The organism is Acidisoma sp. (assembly GCF_965199065.1).
In the GTDB taxonomy this organism is placed as follows: domain Bacteria; phylum Pseudomonadota; class Alphaproteobacteria; order Acetobacterales; family Acetobacteraceae; genus Acidisoma.
Genome location: NZ_CBDAQN010000003.1, coordinates 789857 through 816159, shown reverse-complemented (window position 1 = coordinate 816159; position 26303 = coordinate 789857). Strand labels below are relative to the sequence as shown.

24 protein-coding genes are annotated in these 26303 nt (G+C 67.5%); 4 read left to right on the top strand and 20 right to left on the bottom strand.

The window, feature by feature from the left end; all coding sequences use genetic code 11:
- Window positions 1-57 precede the first annotated feature (57 nt).
- Entirely contained in the window at window positions 58-549 is a 492-nt protein-coding gene (locus ACOEQ1_RS11925; protein ID WP_419759471.1) for a YaiI/YqxD family protein, read from the top strand.
- Here the strand turns inward: ACOEQ1_RS11925 and ACOEQ1_RS11920 are convergent.
- The 5 genes from ACOEQ1_RS11920 to ACOEQ1_RS11900 form a co-directional block, all read right to left on the bottom strand.
- A complete protein-coding gene (locus ACOEQ1_RS11920) occupies window positions 546-1532 on the bottom strand; it encodes a GGDEF domain-containing protein (protein WP_419759470.1) in 987 nt (328 codons plus the stop codon). The genes ACOEQ1_RS11925 and ACOEQ1_RS11920 overlap by 4 nt on opposite strands.
- Before the next feature lie 72 nt (window positions 1533-1604).
- Entirely contained in the window at window positions 1605-2429 is an 825-nt protein-coding gene (locus ACOEQ1_RS11915) for a sugar phosphate isomerase/epimerase family protein (RefSeq protein WP_419759469.1), read from the bottom strand.
- A 4-nt stretch (window positions 2430-2433) separates the two neighbouring features.
- Window positions 2434-3672 (bottom strand): NAD(P)/FAD-dependent oxidoreductase, encoded by a 1239-nt coding sequence (locus ACOEQ1_RS11910; protein ID WP_419759468.1) that lies wholly within the window; start codon window positions 3670-3672, stop codon window positions 2434-2436.
- A gap of 7 nt (window positions 3673-3679) precedes the next feature.
- Window positions 3680-3994: a MocE family 2Fe-2S type ferredoxin gene (locus ACOEQ1_RS11905; protein WP_419759467.1), complete on the bottom strand. Its 315-nt coding sequence runs from the start codon at window positions 3992-3994 to the stop codon at window positions 3680-3682.
- Window positions 3995-4031: 37 nt separating this feature from the next.
- Window positions 4032-5132, bottom strand: coding sequence for a fatty acid desaturase family protein (locus tag ACOEQ1_RS11900; RefSeq protein WP_419759466.1), 1101 nt, complete (start codon window positions 5130-5132; stop codon window positions 4032-4034).
- 94 nt (window positions 5133-5226) lie between these two features.
- Here ACOEQ1_RS11900 and ACOEQ1_RS11895 point away from each other — a divergent pair, with 94 nt between their 5' ends.
- Window positions 5227-6240 carry a LacI family DNA-binding transcriptional regulator gene (locus ACOEQ1_RS11895; protein ID WP_419759465.1) on the top strand — a complete coding sequence of 338 codons (1014 nt, stop codon included), beginning with the start codon at window positions 5227-5229 and terminating at the stop codon, window positions 6238-6240.
- Between the two features lie 98 nt (window positions 6241-6338).
- On the opposite strand, the gene ACOEQ1_RS11890 is transcribed toward ACOEQ1_RS11895, so the two are convergent.
- Together ACOEQ1_RS11890 and trxA are read right to left on the bottom strand one after the other, a co-directional pair.
- Complete coding sequence (locus ACOEQ1_RS11890; protein WP_419759464.1) at window positions 6339-6758, bottom strand: acyl-CoA thioesterase; 420 nt, start codon at window positions 6756-6758, stop codon at window positions 6339-6341.
- A gap of 12 nt (window positions 6759-6770) precedes the next feature.
- Window positions 6771-7097: a thioredoxin TrxA gene (trxA, locus tag ACOEQ1_RS11885; RefSeq protein ID WP_419759463.1), complete on the bottom strand. Its 327-nt coding sequence runs from the start codon at window positions 7095-7097 to the stop codon at window positions 6771-6773.
- A gap of 94 nt (window positions 7098-7191) precedes the next feature.
- On the opposite strand from trxA, the gene ACOEQ1_RS11880 reads away from it, so the two are divergent.
- A complete protein-coding gene (locus ACOEQ1_RS11880) occupies window positions 7192-8124 on the top strand; it encodes a glycosyltransferase family 9 protein (protein WP_419759462.1) in 933 nt (310 codons plus the stop codon).
- Here the strand turns inward: ACOEQ1_RS11880 and addA are convergent.
- From addA to tsaE, 4 genes are all read right to left on the bottom strand, one after another.
- Window positions 8091-11684 carry a double-strand break repair helicase AddA gene (gene addA / locus ACOEQ1_RS11875; RefSeq protein ID WP_419759461.1) on the bottom strand — a complete coding sequence of 1198 codons (3594 nt, stop codon included), beginning with the start codon at window positions 11682-11684 and terminating at the stop codon, window positions 8091-8093. The two genes, ACOEQ1_RS11880 and addA, sit on opposite strands and share 34 nt — an antisense overlap.
- Before the next feature lie 81 nt (window positions 11685-11765).
- A complete protein-coding gene (gene addB, locus ACOEQ1_RS11870) occupies window positions 11766-14729 on the bottom strand; it encodes a double-strand break repair protein AddB (RefSeq protein WP_419759460.1) in 2964 nt (987 codons plus the stop codon).
- Entirely contained in the window at window positions 14726-15490 is a 765-nt protein-coding gene (locus ACOEQ1_RS11865; protein ID WP_419759459.1) for a nucleotidyltransferase family protein, read from the bottom strand. Before ACOEQ1_RS11865 ends, addB begins: the two co-directional genes overlap by 4 nt.
- The gene (gene tsaE / locus ACOEQ1_RS11860; protein ID WP_419759458.1) at window positions 15487-15960 is read right to left on the bottom strand and encodes a tRNA (adenosine(37)-N6)-threonylcarbamoyltransferase complex ATPase subunit type 1 TsaE; all 474 of its coding nucleotides are present in this window, start codon (window positions 15958-15960) and stop codon (window positions 15487-15489) included. Before tsaE ends, ACOEQ1_RS11865 begins: the two co-directional genes overlap by 4 nt.
- A 96-nt stretch (window positions 15961-16056) precedes the next feature.
- Between tsaE and ACOEQ1_RS11855 the strand changes: the two genes are divergently transcribed.
- Window positions 16057-17073, top strand: a complete 1017-nt coding sequence (locus tag ACOEQ1_RS11855; protein ID WP_419759457.1) for an NAD(P)/FAD-dependent oxidoreductase — start codon at window positions 16057-16059, stop codon at window positions 17071-17073.
- 14 nt (window positions 17074-17087) lie between these two features.
- Here ACOEQ1_RS11855 and ACOEQ1_RS11850 read toward each other — a convergent pair whose 3' ends face one another.
- From ACOEQ1_RS11850 to ACOEQ1_RS11810, 9 genes are all read right to left on the bottom strand, one after another.
- Window positions 17088-17243, bottom strand: coding sequence for a hypothetical protein (locus tag ACOEQ1_RS11850; RefSeq protein WP_419759456.1), 156 nt, complete (start codon window positions 17241-17243; stop codon window positions 17088-17090).
- 126 nt (window positions 17244-17369) lie between these two features.
- A complete protein-coding gene (locus tag ACOEQ1_RS11845; protein ID WP_419759455.1) occupies window positions 17370-18905 on the bottom strand; it encodes a SpoVR family protein in 1536 nt (511 codons plus the stop codon).
- The gene (locus ACOEQ1_RS11840; RefSeq protein ID WP_419759454.1) at window positions 18902-20182 is read right to left on the bottom strand and encodes a YeaH/YhbH family protein; all 1281 of its coding nucleotides are present in this window, start codon (window positions 20180-20182) and stop codon (window positions 18902-18904) included. The genes ACOEQ1_RS11845 and ACOEQ1_RS11840 overlap by 4 nt, the downstream gene beginning before the upstream one ends.
- Window positions 20183-20192: 10 nt before the next feature.
- Window positions 20193-22139, bottom strand: coding sequence for a PrkA family serine protein kinase (locus ACOEQ1_RS11835; protein ID WP_419759453.1), 1947 nt, complete (start codon window positions 22137-22139; stop codon window positions 20193-20195).
- A gap of 289 nt (window positions 22140-22428) precedes the next feature.
- Window positions 22429-22866: an RbsD/FucU family protein gene (locus tag ACOEQ1_RS11830; RefSeq protein WP_419759452.1), complete on the bottom strand. Its 438-nt coding sequence runs from the start codon at window positions 22864-22866 to the stop codon at window positions 22429-22431.
- A gap of 31 nt (window positions 22867-22897) precedes the next feature.
- A complete protein-coding gene (locus ACOEQ1_RS11825; RefSeq protein WP_419759451.1) occupies window positions 22898-23662 on the bottom strand; it encodes a YoaK family protein in 765 nt (254 codons plus the stop codon).
- Complete coding sequence (locus ACOEQ1_RS11820) at window positions 23655-24185, bottom strand: phosphate-starvation-inducible PsiE family protein (RefSeq protein ID WP_419759450.1); 531 nt, start codon at window positions 24183-24185, stop codon at window positions 23655-23657. The genes ACOEQ1_RS11825 and ACOEQ1_RS11820 overlap by 8 nt, the downstream gene beginning before the upstream one ends.
- Window positions 24186-24259: 74 nt before the next feature.
- The gene (locus tag ACOEQ1_RS11815) at window positions 24260-25270 is read right to left on the bottom strand and encodes an alpha/beta fold hydrolase (protein ID WP_419759449.1); all 1011 of its coding nucleotides are present in this window, start codon (window positions 25268-25270) and stop codon (window positions 24260-24262) included.
- 85 nt (window positions 25271-25355) lie between these two features.
- Window positions 25356-26285: an alpha/beta hydrolase gene (locus ACOEQ1_RS11810; RefSeq protein ID WP_419759448.1), complete on the bottom strand. Its 930-nt coding sequence runs from the start codon at window positions 26283-26285 to the stop codon at window positions 25356-25358.
- Window positions 26286-26303: the final 18 nt, after the last annotated feature.

Here is a 26303-nt window from a genome sequence, read left to right as displayed (position 1 = left end):
GTTTATTGTTGCGCGCGGCCGCTCCGCCAATCCCGCGCGCCGCCTAAATCTCGTTACATGACGATCCTCTACATCGACGGTGATGCTTGTCCGGTGCGCGAGGAGGTGTATCGCGTAGCTGACAGGCTCGGCCTTCGCGTTTTTGTCGTCGCCAACGGCTCGCGTCCAATCCGGCCAACCGGACGTCCGAATGTCGAGATGGTCACGGTCGAGGCCGGGGCCGATGTCGCCGACGACTGGATCGCCGACCGGATCGCGGCGGGCGACGTGTGCATCACCTCGGACATTCCTCTCGCCTCCCGCTGCCTCGCGAAGGATGCGCGGGCTTTGTCGCCCAAGGGCCATCATTGGACGGCGGACAACATCGGCAGTGCCCTTGCCGGGCGCGCGGTCGCCGAGCATCTGCGCGCGACGGGCATCAACACGGGCGGGCCGGCTTCGCTCACCAAGGAAGACCGCTCGCGCTTTCTGGCGGCGCTGGACGCTGCGATCCAGGCGGGCCGCCGGGCTCCGCGGCCGAAGCTCATCGTCCCGCCGGGCGGCTTCTAGGACACTAGCTTGGGCCGCGCGCTGACCGCCGGGAAGTTCATCGTCTCATTCATGAGGGCGCGGTCACGTCCGGCCTGCTTGGCGGCATAGAGCGCCTGGTCCGCCCGCTCGATGAGCCTGCCCGCGTCCATCGCAGACGTGGGAGATGACACGGCGAACCCAATGCTGACGGTGACGATGCCGCGTCCCCAGGCCGCATGGGCAATGTTCAGGCCACGCACGGCCTCGAGGAGGTCCGAGGCGACGGCATGGGCGCCGGACGCGTCGGTATCGGGGAGCAGGACGACGAACTCCTCGCCGCCATAGCGGGCAACGAGATCGCTCGGCCGCTGGACCGTGCTCTGCAGCGCCTCGGCGATCCGCTGGAGGCACATGTCACCGGCGGCATGGCCATAAAGGTCGTTGTAATCCTTGAACTTGTCCACATCGATGATGAGGAGCGCCAGCCCCTTCTTCATCCGCGTCGATCGCTTGAGTTCGCCTGCAATGGCCGCATCGAACTGCCTCCGGTTGGCGACGGAGGTCAGGCTGTCGGTCAAAGCGAGCTTCTCGAGGATCTCGGCCATGACGTTGACCGTCGTCGCCAGCCTCCGCATGTCGATCATCCGCATAAGGCCCACGTCGACACGAGAGCCGAGTTCACCCTCCGCCAGCCGGGAAGCGACGTGTGTCACGTGGCGCAGCGGACGCAGCACACGCGCCTCGACCGTCCGGAGCGTGACCAGAACCACGGTCACGATCCAGAGGCTGGCCAGGATGCCGATGATCGCGATGTGGGTGTAGGCGGCGGTCAGGAGGGCAGAGTGGCCATCCTGCTGAAGCACCGTGGCCGCGCCATACTCGCTGCGAAACGTGACAATCAGCAGAGCCATGAAAGGCAGCATGACGGCGATCATTGCCAGCACGGCGCGCACCCGGACGCTGGCCGGGATCAGTGCCAGACTGACGTGCCGATGCGAATGGGAGATGCGATCTAATGGCATGGTATTGGCAGATATCACGCCTCGCACGCCGCGGCATGATATTTTCTGTTCCGCACCAATGACGGAACCGTTTCAGGCGTGCCAGAGCTGCTTGATCCGGTCTCGTAGCAGACATGCTTCAGCCCATCGGTCGGATTGGTCACGGCCATCGGCGCCTGTAATGGCATAGGGCGCGGGCCCAAGCTCGCAGGTGAAGGCCAGTGTGGCGTCGTCTGCCGCCCGCTTGCGCCAACTGCGAAAACCCGCGGCCCACCAGTTCTCGAACTGGCTCAACCACGCCCGATGCTGCGGAAATGACAGCTCAAGCTGAACCTGATGCGACCCCGCAACGCGGCCATGGATAGCCCAGCCGTGATCCAGGATGCGGCCGACCAGCGTGTCGATGTCGTTCCGCACAGGCAAGTTTATTTCCCGTGCGACAACATAATGCGACAGATCAACCGTGAACTGCAGCGCGGGGAAGGCGTCGAGCAACCCCATGGCGAAGAGCAGATCGTTCGTCATGCGGCCACGATGCGTCTCGACATAGACCGGAACGCCGGCCTGCTCCGCCAGCCGCTGCCAGCCATCCAGGATCGGCACGCACTCGGCGACCGTCGTCGGACAGACATCGGCCTGGATCGTGATGTGGTGGCAGCCGAACTCCGTCGCCATCTCGAGTGCGGGCGCAAGTTCGTCGACGCTGCGCGGAAACACCTGCCCCTCGATGCGGAGGCCATGCTCGCGCAACAGCGCCATCAGCGGCGTCACATGGCGGCGGTCATAGAAGTGGTCGGTGACGCCGTCGAAGCCCGCCGCCGCGATGCGCCCGACCTTCTCGGCGAGGGTCAGCTCGCGCTCCTCGAAACGAAGCCGCTCCATGCCCCAGAGGGACTGGAAGACGAGCAGCTTCTGCATCGTCTCAGGCCGCCAGCGGGACGACGGCGAGCACCGACTTCAGCTTGACTGACGGATCGGCGAGGGCGTCGGGCGAGGGTTGGGCGCGCCTGGCGATGAGCATCTCCGCCAGCCGGATCTCGCGGGCGACGTTGCCGATAGGACCAAACGCGCTGGCGCCGACCAGCCGCCCGGCCTTCAGATGAAAATGCAGCGTGGCGCCGCCGAGGTCGCGCGTGACGGTGGCGTCGCCCTCGTCGGGCAGTCCGGCGATCTGCAACGTCTGGCCGTGCTGGTCGGACCAGAACCAGGGGATCGCGTCGAACTCCGCCGTCTCCCCGAGCATGGCGCGCGCGGCGTGGTTGCCCTGGTCCTGGGCATTGCGCCAGGCCTCCAACCTCAGTCGCCTGCCGTCGAACACCGGATGCGGGAAGGCGCAGCAGTCGCCGGCGGCGAAGATGTCGGGGTCGTCGGTCTGCAACCGGCCGTCGACGCGGATGCCGTTCTCGATCGTGAGCCCGGCCCTCCCGGCGAGCCCCGTCTCCGGAATGGCGCCAACGCCCGCGATGATCGCGTCGCAGTCGAGGCGGGTGGCGTCAGCCAGCACAACGCATCCAGCTTCGATCCCCTTGAGCCCGATGCCGGTGATCAGCCGGACGCCGGCAGCCTTATGGGCCTCGGCGACGAGGGCCGCGACCTCGGCGGGCACGGCGCGCCCGAGGATGCGCGGGGCCATCTCGACGACGGTCACCGAGCAGCCGCGATCCAGCGCGCTGGCGGCGATCTCCAACCCGATGAAGCCGCCGCCGATGACCACGAGGCGGATGCCGGGTTTCAAGTACGCCCGCATGGCGAGCGCATCGGAGAAGGTGCGGAGGTAGAGCACCGATGCCGCATCGGCGCCGGGCGTGGTGAGCCTGCGTGGGCGGGCGCCCGTCGCCAGCAACAGGCGGGAGTACGGGATGCGGCTGCCGTCATCGAGCAGCGCCAGATGGCCGGCGCGGTCGATCTCCGTCACCATGACGCCCGAGAGGTGGCGGATGCCGTGCGCGGCGAGCTGCTCCTCGCTCATGATCGTGGCGGCGGTCGGCTCGTCGGCACCGGTCATCGCGGCTTTGGAGAGGGGCGGGCGCTCGTAGGGGAGGTGGCGTTCCTCGCCGATCAGCGTGACCGGGCCAGCGTAATTGTTCTCGCGGAGGGCAGCGGCGGCGCGTGCCCCGGCTTCTCCCGCGCCGATGATGACGATGCCCGCATCCGTGCCCATGTTGCCCTCAACCGAGGTCGACGAAGACGCGTCCGGCCTCGACTTTGACCGGGTAGGTCTTGAGGTTGATGCAGGCGGGCGCGCCCTTGGCCTGGCCCGTCGGGATGTCGAAGCGCCCGTTATGCTTCGGACATTCGACGACGCGGCCCATCACGAGCCCGTTCGAGAGATGCACGGCCTCATGAGTGCAAAGGCCGGCCGTGGCGAAAAACCGGTCATCCTCGAGCCGGTAGATGGCGAGGGTGACCCCGCCGTGGTCGAAGCGGATCAAGTCCTCTTCCTCGATGTCGTCCGGTGCGCAGGCGTCGATCCAGGTGCTCATGGCGGCGTTTCCGAGGCTCGTTTCTTATTGCGTGAGGTTAGGCGGCGTCGGCGAGGCGATCGGCAGGCGGCAGTGTCGCCGAGGCCGGAAGCTCGCGGACCACGTGGTAATCAGGGTCCCGCACCTGGCGCAGGACGGCGGGGATGATCTCCCGGTAGGCCGCGAACAGGCTGGGGTAGGGCGTCGGGCATTCGGCCTTGATGGCCTCATGCAGCGCCGGCAACGCGTGATAGGGCACCATGGGGAACATGTGGTGCTCCACATGGTAGTTCATGTTCCAGTAGAGGAACCGCGACACCGGGTTCATGTAGACCGTGCGGCTGTTGAGACGGTGGTCGAGCACGTCCTCCGAGAGCCCGGCATGCTGCGTCACGCCGAACACGACGCTCAGCCAGCAGCCGTAGAGCGTCGGCAGCCCGATCAGCATCGCCGGCAGCCAGCTATGCAGCGCCACCGAAAGCACCGCGACCGCCGCCAGAAGCGCCAGATAGATGCGCGCCGTGCGGTAGACCTTATGGCGCTCCATCTCGGGGATGAAGGTCGCTTCCTCGGCGTCAAGCTTGCCGCGAGCGTGCAGTGCGAGCTTGCCCAGCGCCGCCCAACTCGTCTTGATGGCGAAAAGATTGAGCAGAAGGCCAAGGATGTTGGGCGGACGCTTTACCGCGATCTCCGGGTCACGACCGACGATGATGGTGTCGGTGTGGTGGCGCGTATGGCTCCAGCGCCAGACCGTCGGCTCGCGCATGATCATGAAGCAGGCGAGGTTGTAGACGGCGTCGTTCATCCAGCGGGTCTTGAAGGCGGTGCCGTGGCCGCACTCGTGCCACCGCGAATCCGACGATGAGCCGTAGAGCACGCCGTAGACGATGAAGCAGGGCACCGCGAGCCAGTGGCCCCAGAACAAGGCGCCCGCGCCACCGAACAGGATAAGCGCGCCGATCCAGATCGCCGTATCGCGGATGGCCGGGCCGTCCTTGCGCTTCATGAGTTCCTTGAGCTGCTTGCGCGGAACAGGCGCCGCATACCATTCGGCGGAAGCGAGACCGCGCTCTGCGGCGCGGCGAGACTCGTCGCCGACAAGACTGTAATCGCGGGGCTGAACCCTATGCGGCGGGGCGATCGTGGCGGCTTGGCTCATGCTCTTTTCTCCCTTGGAGGGATCTATAGCGCGGACGCGATCGTTGTTGATCCGGCGGGTTGGGGGTTTTCCCTCATTCCGTTACTGTGCTCGGGTGGAGCGTCAGAAATCACGCCTGGGACTGGAGGACGTCGCCCGCCGCGCCGGAGTCGGCTTGTCGACGGTTGATCGCGTTCTGAACGAGCGCGGCAGCGTTTCCGCCGCCACCGAGCGCCGCGTCATCGAAGCGGCCCGCTCGCTCGGCCTCCGCCGCGTGCTGCCGGTGCCGCATGCCCGGCAGGTGCGGATCGAGGTCATGCTGGCGCAGTCCGTAACGCCCTTCATGGCGCGTCTGACGCAGGCGATGGGGCAGGTGGCGGCGACGCTCGACCGTTCGATCGTCATCCTGCGCACCGGCATCGACATGCGCGACCCGGCCAATGTCGCGTCCCGCATCGCGGGTTCCGGCGCCGATGGCATCATCGTCTACTGTGAGGAGCATCCGGCCAATGTCGCGGCCATCGCGGCGGCCGAGGGCGCCGGGCGACCGGTGATCTGCGTGGTCACGGATGTGCCGGATTCGCCGCGCGCCGCATATGTCGGCATCGACCACACCAAAGCGGGACGAACGGCGGCATTTTTTGTCGCCCGCATGGCCCGGCCTGCCGGTGTCGCGCTCACGATCTCCACCAGCACCGGCTTTCGCGCGCACAAACAACGGATCGACGGCTTCCGGGAGGCCTTGGCCACCCGTCGCCCGGGCGTGGCGGTGGCGCCGGTGATGACCTCGGGTGACGAGCCCGACCGGGTCTATCATCTGCTGACGCAGGCCCTGCGGCGGACACCGGAGGCAGTCGCCATCTACAACACCGGGGGCGCCAATGCGGCCGTCGCCCATGCGGTCCGGGATGCGGGGCGCGCGGAGAACCTGCTGTTCGTCGGCCATGAATTGACTGACGAGAGCGCCGCCCTGCTAAGAGCCGGGGCTATGACCGTGGCGATCGATCAGGCGCCGGAATTGCAGGCTCGGCGCTCGATCGATCTCATGCTGAGCCGTTTGGGGATCACGCCGGCCGAGGCGATGGAAGGCGAAATCGCCTTCACGCTCCACACCGTCGAAAATTGCTGATCCGTGGCCTAAGCCTCCAATCCGCCAAATGCGTCGTTGTGAACTGGATCGATAAGTGTTTCGCTAACGCGATGGAACCCGCGCGCAAGCAATGTGGATTAGGGCCGCGTGAAGTCCTGCCGTATCGGCCGCGGTTTCCGGTCCTCGTCAATCGCGACAAAGGTGAAGACGGCTTTAGTGACGGGCACCGTCGCCGTCTGGAAGCGCGTGCGCCGTTCCGCCTCGACACTGATCTTCATCGAGGTCCGGCCCATCGAGATCAGATCAGCATAGAAGCTGACCTCGTCGCCGACGTGGACCGGCGCAAGAAATGCCATGGCGTCGACGGCGACCGTGACGCAACGGCCTTCGGCGACGCGCATCGCCATGTTGCCCGCCGCCAGATCCATCTGCGCCATCAGCCAACCGCCGAAGATGTCGCCCGACGGGTTGGTGTCAGCCGGCATGGCGATCACGCGGATCATCGGTTCGCGCAGAGCTTGGCGCGGGGGTTCGCGCGGGGCATCGCACGTCGCCATGCCGGGAACGCCTTAAAGGCTACGCTCGATCCAGGCCTTGAGGACGCTTTTGGGAGCCGCGCCGACCTGTGTCGCGGCCGGCTTGCCGTCCTTGAACAGGATCAGGGTCGGGATGCCGCGCACGGCGTAGTTGTTCGGCGTCTCGGGGTTTTCGTCGATGTTAACCTTCGCGATGGTTAACTTGCCCGCATACTCGGCGGAGATTTCTTCGAGCGCGGGCGAGATCGCGCGGCACGGACCGCACCACTCCGCCCAGAAGTCGACGACGACGGGACCGGTTGCCTTGAGCACATCGGTCTCGAAGCTTTGGTCAGTGACAGCTTTCGTGTTGCCAGCCATGGGAGCCTCATGCTGATGCCGCGCCGCGTGGCGCGGTTATGTTTGCGTTGCAGCGAAGGTGGGGCATCCGAAGCCGTTGAGCAAGCGTAGCCTGATGAGCCCCTGTCGTGTCGAAGGGGCTGATCTCCGTGTCATGCAAGGGAATGCAGGATTGGGCTCCACTACCATTCTCAACGGCTTTGGCATCAGCCTCGGCGACGGCATCATCGGCCTGCAGGCGCTGTTCGCGGCGCGCAGCCTGGGAGCCATTGAAGGGCGCGTGGTGCTCGGCCGGAAGGAGCCCCCGGCCAAGCCTCTGGTGCCGCAAATCTACCGCTTCGCCGCCGACTTCGCCGAAGTCGTGCCATTGCCGGAGGCGCCACTCTCCGGCCGCGTCATCGACATCAGGGACTTCGCCTTCGACCCCTTCTTCAGGCAGGTCGCGATGATCGACTTCTTCCTGACCCGCCTCGGCCTGCAACCCTCGAGCGTGCCCGCCAGCCTGAAACGGATGACGTGGCTCGCGCCGCGAATGGCGCCGCTGCCGCCGCTGCCGATGGCGCCGGGCTACGTGCTGGTCTGCCCCAACGCATCGATCCCGCTGCGGGACATGCCCGACGCGGTGCATGAGGCGCTGGTCGCTCAGCTCTTGGCACGCGGGTGGGGGCCGGTCGTCACTCAGGGAGCGGCACCGGCAGGTGCGTCCACCATGCCCCATTGCGCCACTATCGCCGAACTATGCGCCTTCGTGGCTGGCGCCCGGGCGGTGGTCTCGACCGACACCGCCATGGTCCATCTCGCCGACGCGTTTTCGGTGCCCTGCCTTGCCTTCATGACGACGCACCGGCCCGCGATGCGCGTGCGGGACTATCCGCTTTGCCGGGCGGTACACCTGCCCGTGGCCGGTCTGCCGGACAACACCGAGTTCGTCCGCAGCGAAGCCGATATCGCGGCGGCACAGTCGGCGTGGTTTCCGGAAGGCGAAGACTTCGCCTGGCTCGACTACGCGCTCGATCAGTTCGCCTCGGCGACGCTCCGCGGACGATGAGCGTCCAGCAGGGTATCGGGCAGCGTCGTCACCGTGGCCGTCTCGGTCCAGACCAGGGCGCAGCGGATGGCGCGGGATGGGAAGACCTCCCGCAGCAAGGCGCGATAGGCAGACATCTGGCGCAGATAGAGCACCGGGGTCCGGGCGACATCGGCGGGCGGCTGACGCCCGGTCTTGAAGTCGATTGCGATGACCTCCGTTTCCGACACCGCCAGCCGGTCGATGATGCCGCTGATGACGAGCCCGGCCACCTCGCCGGCCACAGGCGCCTCAGCCCGGCTGCCGGGCGCAAAGGCCGCGGCCAGCGCCGGATGGTCGAGAACGCCGAGGCATTGGTCGACGACGCGCGCGGCCTCCTCGGCGTCGAGGCCGGAGCCCGACCGGCCCAGGCTCCGGCCAAGGAAGGCGCGCGCCGCGCGGGCGCGATCCTCGCGTGGTAACTCCGGCAGATGCTGAAGCAGGTTGTGGATGAGCGTCCCTCTGGAGACATGGGACGTGAAACCCGAACCGGCGGGCGCCCCTCGCCGCACGGGTGAGTCCGCCTGCGGAACCGGGCCGAACGCCGCATCCTGAGGCCGGCTCGGCGCCAGGGGCCGCGGACGCGCGGGCTCCGTGGCCGGGGGTGCTGCCTGCCACGACGGGGCGTGGCCGATCCAGGGTGGCAGCGGCGTCGCGCTCGCTGTCTTGGCTATGGCCTGATTGGCCTGCACCAGCCGCCGTTGCGGATTGGCGAGCACCCGCCGCGTCTCCGGCCATGCCGCACTCGTCTCCCCCGCGAGCCTCTCCTCAACGGGCGTCTCCTCGACGGGCGCGGCCAGCAGGTTGAAGCCGCGTCCGATCAGCTCGTGCCAGCTCGGGGAGGTGCTGCCGGGCCCGCCGCTCTCCCAGCCGCAGACGATGAGCCGGTCCTCGGCCCGGGTCATGGCGACGTAGAGCAGGCGATGGTGCTCCTCCGTGCCGCGCCCCTGCATCAGAGCATGGAATTGCCGGCTCGCCTCGCAATGGGCGTCCTTGCGCGGGCAGAAGATCGGCAGGTCGAGGCCCGTCGTCTCGTCCCTCATCCAGAAGAGTTGGGTGCGATCGGCCGGCGGGCGGTTGGCGCTGTCGGCGAGAATGACGATCGGCGCCTGGAGGCCCTTGGAGGCGTGGACCGTCATGATGCGCACCGCGTCTCCCGCAGCGCCCGGTTCGCGCTTGGCCTCGGCGGTCGAGTGGCGCAGCCAGTGCAGGAAACCCTGCAGCGAGGGCGCGTGGCTGGCGGCATAGGCAAGTGCGGCGCCCAGCAGCTCGTCCACCGGTTCCGCCGCCTCGGCGCCGAGCCGGCGGAACAGCCGCGCCCGGCCGCCGAGCGCGCCCAGCGCCTGGCTGAACAGGGCGTGCGGGCTGGCGTAGTCGACGCGGTTCTGCAGCGCCTCGAAGAAGCTCCAGGCGGCGGTCCATTCAGGCCGTTCGGATGCGCGGGCACGCAGCGCCTCGTACAGATGCCGGGGGCCGCGCTCGGTCGCGAGCGCCATGAGGCTGTCGTCGGAGAGATCGCCCAGGGGGCTGGTCAGCCAGCAGGCGAAGGCGAGGTCGTCCTCGGGCAGCAGCAGGCTGTCGGCAAGGGCCATGAGATCCTGCACCGCCGCCTGGCCCGTGAGTTCCAGCCGGTCGAGCCCGGCGACGGCCACGCCCGCGGCCTTCAGTTCGCGCACCAGGATCGCAGCCAGGGGCGCGCGCTTCTGCAACAGCACCAGAACGTCCCCCGGCGTGACCGGGCGGCCCTGGCTCTCCAGTTGCGTGCCGCCATCGGTGAGCCGCGCGATCCACTGCGCGAGGCTGCGCGCCAGCCGCCCCGGCGCCGATGCCTGCCCGAGATTCGCCTCCGGGATGAGCCAGGGCTGCGGCGGCGGGGTCACCTCCCGCGGCATCAGCGGCCAAAGCTCCACGCGGCCGCCATCCTCGGGCCGCGCCGAGACATGCAGCAGCGGGTCGCCACCGGTTTCCACGACACCGCGCGCGGCCTCCGGATCGGCGAAGACCGCATCGACCAGGGCGAGGACCGGCACGACGGAGCGAAAGGAGACATCGAGCGCGCCATCGTGCCAGCGGCGCTTGCCCTTACGGACACGGTCGGCGAGGCGGCCGCGCCAGTCGTCGAAGGAGCGAAGGTCGGCGCCCTGGAAGCCGTAGATCGACTGCTTGCGGTCGCCGACGGCAAAGACCGTGCGGGCGACGGCATCGGGGGCGCCGCGTGCACCCACGCCGGCGAAGAACTCCTCGGTCATGCTGCCGGCGATGGTCCATTGTTCGGGCGCGGTGTCCTGCACCTCGTCGAGCAGCAAATGGTCGAGGCCGTGGTCGAGCTTGAACAGCACCCACGCCGCACCGGGGTCGTGCAGCAGCTTGTTGGAATGACGGATGAGGTCGCTGTAATCCATCAGCCCCTCCAGCTGCCGGCGCTGGGCCTGACGGCGCAGCACCGGGATGGCGATGCGCAGCAGCGCGGCCGAAAGCGAGGCGAGGCGGTCGGCGGCGAAGGCGTCGGTCAGCGCCAGCACGCGGAACTGCTCCGCCTCGATCGCCGACCAGAGGTCCGGCTCTGCGGTGTCGAGCTTCTTGCCGATAAGGGTGCTGCGCGCGCGGGGCTCGCCCTTGTCGGTCAGCAGCCCCTCGACCCAGAGAGGCCAGGTATGGCGGCGGGCCTCGTCGGGGCGAGCCAGCCAATCGAGCATCGTGAAAGCGCGGGCGGCGGCGGCCGGCGAACCACGCTGGGCGATCACGGCCCAGGCGGCGGCGAGGCCTTCCTGGTCGCCGCCGGCAAGGGCTTCGTCCCATAGTTCCGCCTCGGTGCGCGCCGCGCCGACCGCGCGCCGCTGGGCGGCCACGAGCGCGTCTAGATCGGTCGCGAGCAGGGCGTCCGAGCGATCCCGCGCCTGGTCGATCTGGCCGAGCAGGCGGTCGAGTTCCTCGGTGCCCATCTGCACGGCGAGGGCGTTCACCGCGGCGCTCATCCCATCTGCCGCGTCGTTTTGGATGCGGGAGAGAATGGCCTCCTGCTCCTCCCGCAGGCTGATGATCGCGTCCCGCTCCTCGATGAGGCGAAAGTGCGGGGAGATGCCGGCTTCCAGCGGAAAGCGCCGCAGCAGCGACTGGCAGAAGGCGTGGATGGTGTCGATCCGCATGCCGCCCGGCAGGTCGAGCACGATAGCGAACAGCGAGCGCGCACGTTGCCGGTTGGTCGTGGTCGGCAGCACGGAAAGATCCGCGAGCGCGCGGTCGAGCTCGGTATCGGGGAGGCTGACCCAGCGGCCAAGCCGGTCCTGCAACCGGAGCGCCATCTCGGCGGCGGCGTTGCGCGTGAAGGTGAGGCAGAGGATGCGGCCGGGATCGACGCCCGCGAGCATGAGGCGGAGCAGGCGGTCGGTGAGCAGCTTGGTCTTGCCCGATCCGGCGGAGGCGGCGACGAACGTGGAAACGCCAGGGTCGGACGCGGCCTTCTGATGGCCGCTGGCGCGCACACGGGCGTCATCGGCCGAGGGGGTCGGCGGCAGCGGCAGCGTAGGTTGGAGGCTGGTCAAAATGCGATCACGTTCCGGACTGAAGTGCTCGGTCATAGCATGCGCGGCGGGGGCGGGCACCGACTGCACGCGCGTCCGCGCTCATTGATCCTCGCCGGCGCCCGCCCATTCGGCCATGCGCGCCAGCCGGCCATACCCGGAATCGCGCGCCGCACGGCCAGGATGCGGCCGCGCCAGATATGGCCTCCCAGGATCGTCGAACATCGCGATCAAGTCGCGCAACGACGCCTCGGCCAGCGCCACCAGCGCCGCCAGCTCATCCGGATCGGTCACCGGCGTGCTGACCGCGCCGGGATCGGCGCCGCCACGCAGCCGCCAGTAGCTCATTTCAGCGGTGACGCCCGCGAACTCCGGGCCGAAGCCGCCCGCCAACGCCATCGCCGCCTCCAGCGGCAACTGCGGCGCATGACCTTCGCGCACCCGCTTCGCCTCCGGCACCGAGCCCGTCTTGTAGTCGATGATGCCGAGCCGCCCGTCCCGCCGCCGTTCGATCCGGTCGGCGCGGCCACTGAGCAGGAAATCCCCCGCCGGCCCCGCCAGGGTCCAGGCGCCCTTGATCTCGGCGCCGATCAGCGTCAGCCCCAAATGGGGCCGGCGCCCGCCCTCGACCGTCGCGATCCACTCCGCGATCCGCAACAGCCGCGGCCGCCACCAATTGGCGAGCGCCGGACGCAGCCGCGCCGCGCCCAGGGCCCGCTCCATCGCGACCGCCAGCCGGACCGGCGCATCCGGCCGCCATTCCGCCCCGGCCTCGGCCAGGAACAGATGCATGCCCGCATGCACAAGCTGGCCGTAATCCGCCGCGTCGGTCGCCTGATCGAGCGGATCGAGTTCCCGCAGACGCAGGATGTGGCGGGCGTGGATCGCATAGGGGTCGGCGAGCCATGTCTCGATCTCGGTGATGCTCAGCCGGCGAGGACGCAGCCGCACGGGCGGACGCGGCGCGGGCGGCGACACCGGCTGAGGTGCGCCCGCCGGCTGATCGAGCGCGCGCGCCCAGCCCAGCGCGGGATGCAATGGAAGCGCCCGGCCCATGCCGGACAGCATCGCCTCCAGCCGCTTCAGCCAGCGCGCAGGTACTGCCGGAGCGCCAGCCAAACGCCGTGGCGCGCTGAGAACGACGACAGGCGCCGCGCAGGCCACGCCCACGAAATCATGCGCCGCCTGGCCAATGATCTCCTCCGGCGAGGGCAACCCGGCCTCGGACCGCATCCGGCGGCTGAGCCAGGGGCCCGGGTCGGTCGAAGGTGGCCACACGCCCTCCACCAGGCTGCCGAGCACGATGACCTCGGCGCTCTGCAGGCGCGCCTCGACCAGGCCCCAGATCGAGATGCGCGGATGCAGGGTCGCGCCCGCACCCATGCCGCGCGTGGCCCGCCGGCTGCGCACGACATGGCCCTCGAGCAGAGCGTCGAGCAGACCGGGAAGCACCGCCGGATTGGCATCGGGCAGCGTCTCCAGCGCGGGCAGCGCCTCGGCGATCAGCGTCGCCAGGGCTTCGCCCTCCTCCCCCGACCAGAGGCGGTCCGCGCCGCTGTCTTCGTGCGAAGCCGCGAGCGCCTCGGCCGTCTCGGCAAGGGCCGAGAGGAGCGTCGCCGGGCTCTGGACTTTATAGCCTTCGATGACTCGCACGAGAGGCAGCAGGGCGGCGCCCAGCCGGTCGAGCACGGCCTCGGCCTCCGCCGGAGCCCCGCCTCTCGCCTGGGCAAGCGCGAGCTGCAGACCGGAGAGCCGCGCCGCCGGGCGGGGCCCGCGCAGGCAGGCGAGTTCCAGCGCGCGAGCCGCCGCACGACACGCCGCAGGCGGCAGATTCAGCGCCGCCAGCGGATGCTTGAGCATGGCGAGCAACGGCACCGGCGCCAGCCCATCCGCGACCGCGCGGGCGATAAGGCGGAGGAAGGTGGCCGGCGGCGTCTCCGCCAGCGGCTCGCCGGCGCTGTCATCGGCAATGACACCGAACCGGGCAAGTTCCGCCACCACCCGCGCGGCAAGCGCCCGGTCGGGCGTGACCAGCACGGCGCGCGCCGCCGGCGTCTCGATCGCGTCCCGCAGGATGGCCGCGATAGCCAGCGCCTCCTGCTGCTGGTCGGCCGGCGTCAGGACGGAAATGCCGTCGAGCGCCAGTTCGGTTGAGTTGCGCCAGTCGCTCAGCGCCTCGGCCGGCAGCAGGGCGCGGGCGAGCAGAGCCGCCCGCCCGCCCGCATCCTCGGTATTGTCCCAGGGTCGCACATCCTCGCGCCGGGCGCCGAGGCTGGCCAGCAGGCGCTGCATCCCCGCCTGCGGGTGGCCGTGCTGGAGGTTCTTCCAAACCTTGTCGTCCATGCCGCGGTCCAGCCCCTGGAGGATGACCGCCCCCTGCGGCAGCGCCGCCACCACGCGCGCCATATGCGCGACCGCCGGCCGCCCTGCCGTGATCCCGGCCATCCAGACCGGATGACCCGGCGGCGCCTCCTCCCATGCCTCGGCCTGCGCATGCAGCAGCCGGACCTGCCGCGCGACCGGGTCCATCAGCCCCTGCTCGGTCAGGATCGCCGGCCAGTGCTCCGTCGCGATGGCGAGGAAGGTCAGCGTCTTCTGCCAGTGAGCCGCCAGTTCCTCCGGCACCGTTGCGCGAAGGGCCTCGGCAAGCGGCACCTCGGCACGCTCGGCCTCATCCATCAACGAGGCGAGTTCACGGGCGAGGCGCCACGTCGCGTCCAGCCCGGCCGTCGCCTGGCCCGCTGCGCGCTCCAGCGCCAGGATCAGCCGTGAGAGAGCGGCGAGGCGTTGCGTCTCCGGCATCGCCGGCGGCAGGCGGAGTGCCGCTCCACCGAGCGACAGCGCGGCCTCATCCGCAGCACCGATCGCCGCGATGCGCGGCAGGAGCAGAGGGCGCCCGTCGGTCGCGCGCAGGAAGGCCTCGCCGAGGGCGCGTGCGGCGCGGCGGGTCGGAAGGAGGATAAGCCCCTCCGCCAAGGGAGCTTGGCCATGCTGGCTGAGCCAGCGGGCCGCGAGCGCATCGAGGAAGGGTGCGCCGGCGGGGATCGACCAGAGAGCCGGCCTCACCGGGTGTCGCCCGAGACGCGCTCCCGCAGGTCGGCCTCCGCCCTCGCGAGATCCGGCGGCGTCGAGAGGTGGAACCAGATGCCGTCATGGACGATGGCGCGCAGCCGCCCCGCCGCGATCGCCCGGTCCCAAAGCACGTTCATGCTGAAGGGGGCCGGGGGCGCACCCTCGAACAGGCGCGGGGACAGGACCTGGACCCCGGCGAACACGTAAGGAACCTGCTCGTTCTCATGCGGCCGGCGCGGAACGCCCCATTCGTCGACCGCGAAGTCGCCGGCACCCACGTCGCTGACGACCTGCGCTCCCCGGTGCAGGAGAAGGACCGCATCCGCGCCTTCGATCGCCATGGCACCGGCGAGCCGCGTCAGAGCGAGCGTCGGACCATCGAGCCAGAAGGCGTCGCCGTTGACGACGAAGAACGGCGCCTCTCCGAGCAGGCCCGCGGAGAGCGCCGCCGCAACGGCCCCGCCGGTGTTGAGGAGCATCTCCTCCCGCTGGACGACGATGCGCGGTCCGGTGGGGCGGGCCTTGAGATGGGCTTCAACCTTCTCGGCCTGCCAATGGGTGTTGACCACGACCTGCTCGACGCCCGCCTCGGCCAGCCGGTCGAGCGCATGGTCGAGCAGCGGGCGGCCCTGCAGCGCCAGCATGGGCTTTGCCGTGTCGGCCGTCAGCGGACGCATGCGCGTGCCGAGGCCAGCAGCCAGGATCATGGCGCTGCGCGGCCGGGGTTGGGGTTGGGGTTCGCGTAGCTGGGTCATGCGAGGTCCATCAACTGAGGCAACCGGTCGGGCCAGCCGGACAGCACGGCGCGCCGGGAACCGTCCGGGCGCGGGGTGAAGGTGATCGCGAGGGCATCGTCAGGAGTTTGCAGGCCCAGGCGATCCGGCCATTCGATCAAGGCGATGTCGCGGAAGGCGTCGTCCAGGCCAAGCTCCCGCAGATCAGGACCGGGCTCGACGCGCCATAGATCGTAGTGATGCACGACGCCCCGTGGCGTCTCGTAGCTTTGCACGAGCGTAAAGCTCGGGCTGGGCACCTCGAGCGCCGGGTCACCCACCAGGTCCCGCAGCAGGGCGCGGGCGAAGGCGCTTTTCCCCGCGCCGAGCGGACCGCTCAGCAGCACCGCGTCTCCCGGGCGGAGCAGCTGGCCGACCCGTCGCGCCAAGGCTTCGGTCGCGTCGAGGGACGGCAGCACCAGCTCGAGCGGTTCAGATGAGGCGGCATCCATGACGGGACCATGCCCCAAGGCTGGACGGACCGGAAGGCCGCCGCCTATGACCTCCCTCGTGTTTGTGGCGTTGCACATTTGGGCCAAGGGTGCGGTATGGCTGAGACCATCGAAACCGACGTGGCGATCGTGGGCGCGGGACCTGCCGGGCTCTTCGCCGTCTTCGAATGCGGGATGCTCAAGATGCGTGCGGTGCTCGTCGACGCGCTGGACGCCGTCGGCGGACAATGCACCGCGCTCTACCCCGAGAAACCGATCTACGACATCCCCGCCCATCCGGCGATCGAGGCAGCTGACCTCGTCGCAGGGCTGGAAGCGCAGATCGCGCCGTTCGCCGCGCCGAGGCTGCTGGGCCGCAGGGTAACAGGCCTCGCCGGTAGGGCCGGGAACTTCACGCTCGCGACCGACCGAGGCGACCGCATCACCGCCAGTGCCGTCATACTCGCCGCCGGAGCCGGAGCCTTCGGACCTAACCGGCCGCCGCTGGACGGGCTCGCTGGCTACGAGGCGACGGGCGGCGTGTTATATTATGTGCGCCGCCGGGAGGATTTCCGGGGTAAGCGCGTGGTCATCGCAGGCGGCGGCGACAGCGCGGTGGATTGGGCGCTCGCGCTGAAGGATATTGCGGCCTCCGTCGCCGTCATCCACCGGCGGCCGAAGTTCCGGGCGGCACCGGAAATGGCCGCGCGGCTGGACGAGGCGGCGAGGGGCGGCGCGATCGACCTCGTCATTCCCTATCAGCTGCACGGACTTCAGGGCGAGCAGGGCCGGCTGACAGCGGTGGAAGTCGCGACGCTTCAGGGTGAGGTGAGGGTCCTGCCGGCCGATGTGCTGCTGCCGTTCTTCGGCCTGTCGATGGACCTCGGGCCGATCGCGGACTGGGGGCTGGCGCTGGACCGCCACCATCTGCCGGTGACGCCCGCAACCTGCGAGACCAATATTCCGGGCGTCTTCGCCATCGGCGATGTCGCCACCTACCCGGGGAAGCTCAAACTCATCCTTCAGGGATTTTCAGAGGCGGCGGTGGCGGCCCACGCCATCCACCCCCTCGTCCATCCCGGAACCGCCCTGCACTTCGAGTATTCGACGAACAAGGGCGTCCCGGCTCAGTAACTACCTGCGCTTCGTCAACCTATGACAAGAAGCACGATGATGATGATGACGATGAGGCCAAGGCCGCCGCCGAGCCCGTAGCCGTAGGGGCTGCCGAATCCGCCGCCGACCAGGCCATAGCCGCCGCCGAAAAGCAGCAGTAGTATCAGGATGATAAGAAGAAGACGCATGACAGTGTTCCCGCTAGGTGACTTTCCGGTAACCTAGCTGGGGGTAGTTTTGGTTCTGCCAAGTGGAGCAACGGTCAGTCTAAGCAAGAAACGACCGCATCTTTTCAAGAAAACGCCAACTCGTCGTCAGCCAGGCATTGCCGGTGGGCTGGCGGTGTGCGTTGCCAGAACGGCCTCCGTCTCCGCATCGACCTCCTGCAGGCGAACCTCATACCCCCAGAGTGCCGCCACGTGACGCAATGTTGCCTCCGCATCGCGCTGGGCGAGCAACTGTCCTGGTTTGGTCCGGTGCTGGAGCATTAGCCGGCGATCGCCCGCCAGATCGACATCGACCACCTGAACGTCGGGATCGTGAACGGCGGGATCGTAGCTCGCGGCGAGCGTGCGGCGGATGGCGCGGTAGCCCGCATCGTCGTGGATGGCGTCGACGAGCAGCGTCGACTCGGACGTGTCGTCGAGCAGCCGGAACATGCGGAAACGCCGGATGACCGCGGGCGACAGATACTGCAGGACGAAACTCTCGTCCCGGAAATTGGCCCAGGCGTGGCGGAGCGTGCCGAGCGGATCGCCGTTTCCGGCCGTGTCCGGGAACCAGCGGCGATCTTCCTCGGTCGGGTCGAGGCAAACCCGCTCGATGTCGCTCATCATCGCGTAGCCGAGCGCATAGGGGTTGAAGCCCGGGCCGCCCGCCGGATGATCGAACCCAGGCTGCATGATCACGTTGCTGGTCGAGTGCAGCGTTTCCAGGAAGGCCGCATCGTTGATCTGCCCGGTCTCGTGCAGCCGCGTCATGATCCGCTGGTGAACCCAGGTGGCGCAGCCCTCGTTCATGAGCTTGGCCTGCGGCTGCGGATAGAAATACTGCGCGATGAGCCGGACGATGCGGATGATCTCGCGCTGCCAGGATTGCAGACGCGGCGCCACCTTCTCCATGAAGTAGAGCAGGTTTTCCTCGGGCAGGCCGAGACGCCGGCGGCGCTCCGCGACGGAGTCGGTGGCGCTTTTCGCCTTCCCGGCGGGGACGGTGCGCCAGAGATCGTCGAACATGCTCTCGTCGTAGTCGCGGCGTTCGCGCTCCCGCTTCTGGTCCATCTTGAGGTTGAGCGGCCGCGCCCCGCCATGCTTGTGCACGCCGTGCCGGGAGAGGGCATGCGCCGCGTCCAGCACGCGCTCGACCGCCGCCACGCCGTGCTGGTCCTCGCAGGAGGCGACATACGAGCGGGCGAACTCCAGGTAATCGAGGATCGCCGAGGCTTCCGTCCATTGCCGGAAGAGGTGGTTGTTGCGGAAGAAGTGGTTGTGGCCGAACGCCGCATGCGCGATGACCAGCGCCTGCATCGTCGCCGTGTTCTCCTCCATCAGATAGCTGATGCAGGGGTTGGAGTTGATGACCACCTCATAGGCGAGGCTGGAATAGCCGCGCCGGTAACTGTTCTCGTGCTGCAGGAACCGCTTGCCGTAAGACCAGTGGCGATAGGTCAGCGGCATTCCATGCGCGGTGTAGACGTCGAGCATCTGCTCCGAGGTGATGATCTCGATACGGTTGGGATAGACCTCCAGGCCAAGTTCCTCACAACCGATCCTTTCGATGGCGTCGTAGGTGCGCTGGAGAGTGCGAAAGTCCCAGTCAGTGCCGTCGTAGAGAAGAGGCGACTCCGTCACGCCTGTACCTTTCGCGCAAAAAGCTGGCGGAAGACGGAGAATATGTCGCGGCGATCGGAGACGCGGCTCATCGCGAGCCGCCCATTGCGCTGGGACAGGGGATGATAGCCCCGCCACAGCTCCGTCTCGCCGCGGATCACCGCCATCGTTCCGACCTCGATATAGGCAAAATACTGCACCAGCGGCAGAATGTCGTTTTCCAGCATGCCGACGGACTTGTGCGTGTCGCTGCCCGAATTGTCCCCGTCCGAGGCCTGCGCCGCGTAGATGTTCCAGCTATCCTCGGGATACCGCGCGCGCTGGATGCGCATGAACTCCGCCAGCGCCGTCGAGACGACCGTGCCGCCGGTGCGCGGATCGCTGAAGAACGTCTCCTCGTCGACCTCCTCCGCCGTCTCGGTGTGCCGGATGAAGACCAGATCCACATGCTTGTAGCGGCGTTCGAGAAAGACATGCAGCAGCAGGAAAAACCGTTTGGCCAGATCCTTCATCTGCTCCGACATCGAGCCGGAGACGTCCATGAGGCAGAACATCACCGCGCGCGCCGACGGCTTCGGCACCTGGGTGAACCGGCGGTAGCGGAGATCGACCGGGTCGATCCACGGCACCCGCCTCTGCCGTTGCAGGGCAGTCGCCAACTCGGCCTGAAGCGACAGCAGCCGGTCGGGCTCCTCGCCGCTTTCCTCGAGCGACGCGATCTCGGCTTCCATCGCTTCGAGTTCGGGAGTTTTGGGGCGGCGCAACCCGATCCGCCGCGCCATCGACTGGCGCATGCTCCGCGCCATGTCGATCTGCGAAGGCGAGCCGTCCGTGCTGAGGCCCGTCCGCTGCGGCGCCATCGTCTCGGTCGCGACGATCTGGCTTTTCACCAGATCCGGTAATTCCAGATCCTCGAAGAACAGGTCGAGGAACTCGTCGCGGGTGAGGACGAAGCGGAAGCCGTCCTCACCGCTCTCGCCGCCACCTTGCCCGTCCCCGTTGCCGGAGCCGCCCTTGCTCGCCGGCGGGCGAGAAAGACGGTCGCCCGCCGAAAATTCCTTGTTCCCCGACAGGATGACCTGGCGTTTGCCCTTGGTGAAGACCGTGTGGAAGCTTGGCTCATGCAGACTGTCGGCCGGGATCGTGACGGTCTGGTCGCGCCCGACCTCCCGGATCGTGCCCTGATCGATGGCACTTCGCGTGGCCCGGGCAACCGCCGCCCGCGCGCGCCCTAGGACGCGCTGGCGGTTCTCCAGGTTCTTGCCGTGCGGATTACGCCTGCGGTCGATGATCTCCAAGGATGCGCGCTCAGGCCGACTGCTTCACCCGCATATACCATTCGACCAGTCTGCGGACCTGTCGTTCGGTATAGCCACGGGAGACCATGCGGCTGACGAAGTCATTGTGCTTCCGTTCCGTTTCATTATCCTTCTTGGAGCCGAAGCTGATCACCGGCAGAAGGTCCTCGACCTGGCTGAACATGCGCTTCTCGATCACCTCGCGGATTTTCTCGTAGCTGGTCCAGGACGGGTTGCGTCCACCATTGGCGGCGCGCGTCCGCAGGGCGAACTTCACGACCTCGTTGCGGAAGTCCTTGGGGTTCGCAATGCCGGCCGGCTTTTCGATCTTGGTCAGCTCCGCATTCAGCAGTTCACGATTGAGCATCTGCCCGGTATCGGGATCCTTGAAGTCCTGATCCTCGATCCAGGCATCGGCGTAATCGAGATAACGGTCGAACAGATTCTGACCGTAATCCCCGTAGCTCTCCAGATAAGCTTTCTGGATCTCGTTGCCGATGAATTCGGCGTAACGCGACGCCAACTCGTCCTTGATCGTGGCGAGGTAGGCGGCTTCGGTCTCCGGCGGGAACTGCTCGCGGCGGATCGACTGCTCCAGAACATACATGAGATGGACGGGATCCGCCGCGACCTCTGCCGAGGAGTGGTTGAAGGTCGCCGACAGCACCTTGTAGGCGAAGCGGGTGGAGATGCCGTCCATGCCTTCGTCGACGCCCGCCGAGTCGCGGTACTCCTGCATCGTCTTAACCTTGGGGTCGGTCTCCCGGATGTTTTCCCCGTCGTACACGCGCATCTTGGCGAACGGCTTCGAGTTCGCGTGCGGCTTGAGGCGCGAGAGCACCGCAAACCGGGCCAGCATCTCCAACGTGTGCGGCGCGCAGGGGGCCTCCGCCAGCGCCGAGCCCGAGATCAGCTTGTGGTAGATTTTGCTCTCCTCCGTCACCCGGAGGCAGTACGGAACCTTCACCACGCTGACGCGGTCGAGGAAGGCTTCGTTGGTGCGGTTGTTGCGGAAGGTCTGCCACTCGGCCTCGTTCGAATGGGCGAGGATGATGCCCTGGAACGGGATCGCGCCGATGTTCTCGGTGCCGAGGTAGTTGCCCTCCTGCGTCGCCGTCAGCAGCGGGTGCAGCATCTTGATCGGCGCCTTGAACATCTCGACGAATTCGAGAAGCCCCTGGTTGGCGCGGTTGAGGCCGCCGGAGAAGCCGTAGGCGTCCGGGTCGTTCTGGCTGTAGCTCTCGAGCTTGCGGATATCGACCTTGCCGACGAGTGCCGAGATGTCCTGATTGTTGTCGTCGCCCGGCTCCGTCTTGGCGACCGCGACCTGCTTGCGGCGCGACGGGTAAAGCTTGACCACCCGGAAGCTCTGCAGATCGCCACCTGCCTGCTCCAGCCGCTTGAGCGCCCAGGGACTCGCGATCCCCGTCAGCACGCGGCGGGGAATGCCGTAGCTCTCGAGGAGCGTGTCGGCCATCGTATCGGGATCGAATAGACCCAGCGGGCTCTCGAAGACCGGACTTAGCTCTTTCCCAGCTTTAAGTACGTAGATAGGCTCCTTCTCCATGAGCGCCTTGAGCCGCTCGCCGAGCGAGGATTTGCCGCCGCCGACGGGCCCCAGCAGATAGAGCACCTGCTTCCGCTCCTCCAAGCCCTGCGCCGCGTGACGGAAGAAGCCGACGATGCGCTCGATCGTCTCTTCCATGCCGTGGAAATCGGCGAAGGCGGGGTAAAGGCGGATCGTGCGGTTCAGGAACAGCCGGCCAAGCCGGGGATCGCGCGAGCTATCGACGATCTCCGGTTCGCCGATCGCCCGCAACATGCGTTCCGATGGACTGGCATAGCATTTAGGATCTTCGCGGCAGGCGGAAAGGTAATCGGCAAGGCTCATCTCTACTTCGCGGGTTCGGTCGCGAAGAGTCGAGTGCAGCGAGAAGATGTCGTCCGGTCGATCCATAGCGCGTTCTCCAGCCATCATCGGCACCACAGTTGCTGCCGATGACCCTCTTCCTGAGCAAAGCCCTTCGAGAGGCGACGCGACAACCCGGGCAGCCTAGCGCAATGAACTCGAACTTTTCATCAACAACATTTTGTATCAAGCAGCAATAATGAGAGTTTTTGTCGAAAAGGCGCTTTCTTGAACGGTTCCATGGCGCTTTCCGGCCAGCGAGCGACCTCTCTTGTCATATTGTCACACCATGGGGAATTCGTTCTGGAGGACCCGAATCCGTGACACGTTCGCGCGATCATTCGTCGGGCTGAAGAACGCCTTTCTTCAAGATGACGTTCCCGTAAAGCCGCCGTTCCGCTGTGCTCACCACGGCGAAGCAGGTCCGCACGTGGTCATAGAAGGCGAAGCGCTCCAGCGGCGTGACGCTGAACTTCCCGTCGCTATACTTTTTGACCAGGGCTTCGAACTCCACGCAGACAGGTGCGGGCTCATCCGGGGAATGCACCTGCCGCATGGTGAAGGCGGACTCGTCCACGAAGGCGTCGAGCGGCATCAGCTTGAGGATGGCTTCCGCCATATGGGTGGCGGTTACCCCGGGGGCGCGCACAACGCGCTTGCCCATGGTGACGGCCGGAAAGTTGGCGTCGACGATGGCGATCTCGTCGCCGTGGCCCATCTCGCGCAAGATGGCGAGCAGGTCGGGCGAGAGGATCGGGTCTATATGGCGCAGCATCGGGCGTCTCCTGTGAGGGTTAGAGAGGCGATCAACGGCCTCGGGTGACTTCGGCGGCACGCTCCGGCTCACGGTGAACGAAGGCGGCGCGCGTGGCCAGGAGCGCGAGAACCGCCGTGGGTGCAAGCAGGCCGAGATATCCGGCTCGCACGGCAGCCAGCCCACCCGCGACGCCGCCAAGGCCGAAGAAGCCGACCGTCGTGCCGAACGTCCTCGCGCGGCCAAACAGCTTTCGCTTGTCCTCGGGCGACAGCTGCCGCCCAAATCCGATGACCCAGTGCGTCCATTGGACCGTCGCTTCCGTGATGTTGGTGGTCATGGCCGTGGTCGAGGGCAGCCTCTTCAACGGCAGCCGCATGATGGCGTTCTGCAGGGCCATGCTCATGATGAGAAGGGTGCCGACGCAGCAGCCGGTGAGGTCGTCGGTGAACCGGCACGGCGGCAGGACGCTGCCGGCGAACAGGCAAAGCAGCAGCAGCCCCGCCTCCATCAGGAGGGACCAGACGAGGCTCAGCCGCGAATGTCGGCCAAGCCCGGTGACGATGATCGTGCCGAGGCTGACGCCGGCCATGAACAGCGGCAGCGCGAGGAATTTCATCAGGATGTGAGGGCTGCCCTGGGCCAGCCCGACGGCCATGAACGCCAGGTTGCCAGTGATGTGCGCCGTCAACAGACCGTGCAGCTTGAGGTAGCCGAACGCGTCGGCGAACCCCGCCGTGGCCGCTAAAGAATATGGAAACAGGTGTTCGCTCGTTGCCGCCGCTTCATCGGGCTGGTCAGCATGGTCCTCAGGCATCGGTGCCGATGGTCGCGGCGTCGACGGCCGGCGGCCTGCTGCGCGTCTCCTGATCCCGCACGAGCCAGTAGACGATGCCGAGCGCCAGAATGGCCGCCGCCACTGCGAGCATCTCCAGCACGTTGATCTCTTTCAAGTCGAGCACGATGAACTTCCGCAGCGTCGCCAGCATGCCGATGAGGATGATCGACCGGATGCGCACGATGCTCGTCTGGCTGGCGGTGACGATCAGGAAGGATCGCTTGAACTCCAGGCCGATCAGAACGGTGAAGAACATGCCGAAGAGGCTGGGATAGACATCCCGGTTAGCGGGATCGAGTTGGCCCGCCACGATCAGACCGTAGGTCGTCAGCATGAGGTGATAGGTGGCGAAGCCGATCAGCACCACGATGATGACCGTGAGGATCAACATGACGATGTGCTCGAAGGTCTCGTAAAGCGAGGACCCGATGAACCGGCGCAGGCTTGGGCCCATCTTCCCGAGGCTGAGGTTCACGGGATTAGCTTCCAAGTTGGGTTTCATGGCGGCGCGACCTCCTCAGGGCCCACGACACTCGGGGCCCCGCTCCTCAAGATCGGCTTATCCGCCAGGAGTGTTCAGCGGTCGAGCCAGGCTCGCACCTCGCTCTTCAGGAAAGCATAGTCCTCGGGAATTTTGGCCGGCGCGCCGGCGACATGCCCCCAGATGCTGGGGATCGGCCGGAGCTCTCCGGCTTTCAGATGGCGTAGCTCGTCCGCGTTGTCGGCGACCGGGAAATAAAGGTCGGTTTCGCCCGGCATCAGAAGCACCCGCGCCCGGATCGCGCCGAGCGCCGCAAAAAGGTCGCCGTGGTAGAGGTCGTTGGCGCTGATGTCGCCCGCGTACCAGGTGCGGAGCTGGGCGTAGAGGTCGGCGGCCGCGAGCGTGAAGCCGGGCCCCCAGTGATTGTCGAGGAACTCGTCGAGCGTCGTGGCGCCGGTGCTGCTGAGATGAAGCCCCGCGCGGTACCAGTCCTGGCTCATCGCCCAGCCGGCATAGTTGCGCGTGAAGGCGCGGCGGGCGGCGAGAGGCTCGGCCGAGAAACGGCCTCCCCCGAGATGCTCGGGCGCGGCCTCCAGCACCGCCAGCAAGGAAAGTAGGAAGACCTGATTGTGCGGAGAGGTCTTGGCGCTGCCGCAAACCACGATGGCACGCGCGACGGCCTCGGGTGCCAGCGCCGCCCAGTGGTAGGCCTGCTGTGCACCCATCGAGAAGCCATAGACGGCGGCCACCTGCTCGACGCCGAAAACTTCCCGCAGCAGGCGCCGCTGCGCGAGGACATTGTCGGCGCTGGTCACGAGGCCAGGATAATCGGGCGTGTTCGACGGGCTTGAGGAGAGGCCGTTCCCGAACATGTCCGGGATCAAGATGAACCACCGGTCCGGGTCGAGGAGGCTGTCGGGTCCGATCGCCCACTCCAGCCCCGGATGCTGCGCGCCGTAGCTTGTGGGATACACAACCACGTTGTCGCGCGCTGGCGACAGCGTTCCGTGCGCCTTCCACGACAGCTTCGCGTCGGGAATCCGCTCGCCGGACTGAAGCGCGAGATCGCCGAGGGCGAGTATGCCGCTTTGCGTGGGCCAGCTCATGGGCGCTCCTGTTCTTCCGGTGAATAGTCGCGGGAAGCATCGCCCGAAACTTGGGCGAGGGTCCAGTGCTGGAAGAGCCCGGCGGCTAGGTCGCGCCGCTCAGCGTAGTCATCCAGGTGGCGTAGAGCGCAGGCCATGCCGCCACCTCACTCCCGACGGCACCGAGACCCCAGCCGTGGCCGCCCTGCCGGAAGATGTGCATCTCCGGTCGCGCGCTGACCCGCCGGAGGGCTTGAAACATCAGGATGCTGTTTTCGACGGGCGAAACCGGGTCATCCGATGCCTGTGCGAGAAAAACCGGCGGGCAGCCCGATGTGACTTGCCGCTCGACCGAATAGGCCGCGCAGGCAGCGCTGGATGCGCCCTTTCCGAGGAGACGCCGGAAGGACTGCGTGCCGTTCCAGGGCGGCATCATGGTGAGCACGGGATAGATCAGGGCCGCGAAGCTGGGCAGAGGTGACAGCGCATCTGCCGCATCGACCGGCGCATAGGTGCCGGGAGCGGCACCCACGGCCGTCATTCCCGCCAGATGGCCGCCCGCGGAAAAGCCGAGGAAGCCGAGGCGATCGCCAGAGAAGCCAAGGCGGCCGGCCTCTGCGCGCGCCACCCGGAACGCTCGCTTTCCATCGGCAAAGGGAGCGTCCCGAGGCCAGCCGTCATCCGGAAGACGGTAGATCAGCTCGAAGGCAGTGACGCCCTGGCCGGCCAGCCAGCGGGCAGTCGGGCCGCTCTCGGACCGGCGGTCGATCGTGTGATAGCCGCCGCCACCGGCGACGATCACCGCCGTGCCGTTCGGTTGCGCCGCACGATGAAGAATAAGCCTTGGCGTCCGGACATCCATGACCTGTCCCTGACGCCCTGCATGTTCGGTCGCCGTGGGGCCGGTGCCGCCGTCAGGAGGCGAGGCGGGCCACAATGGGATGTCCTCGGGCGCCGCCTCGGCCCGCGTCATCATCATAGGGCTTGCAAGCAGGCTGGCGACGAGCGGAATTGCATCGCGGCGGAACACGGCCATAGGGATGCTCCCATATCC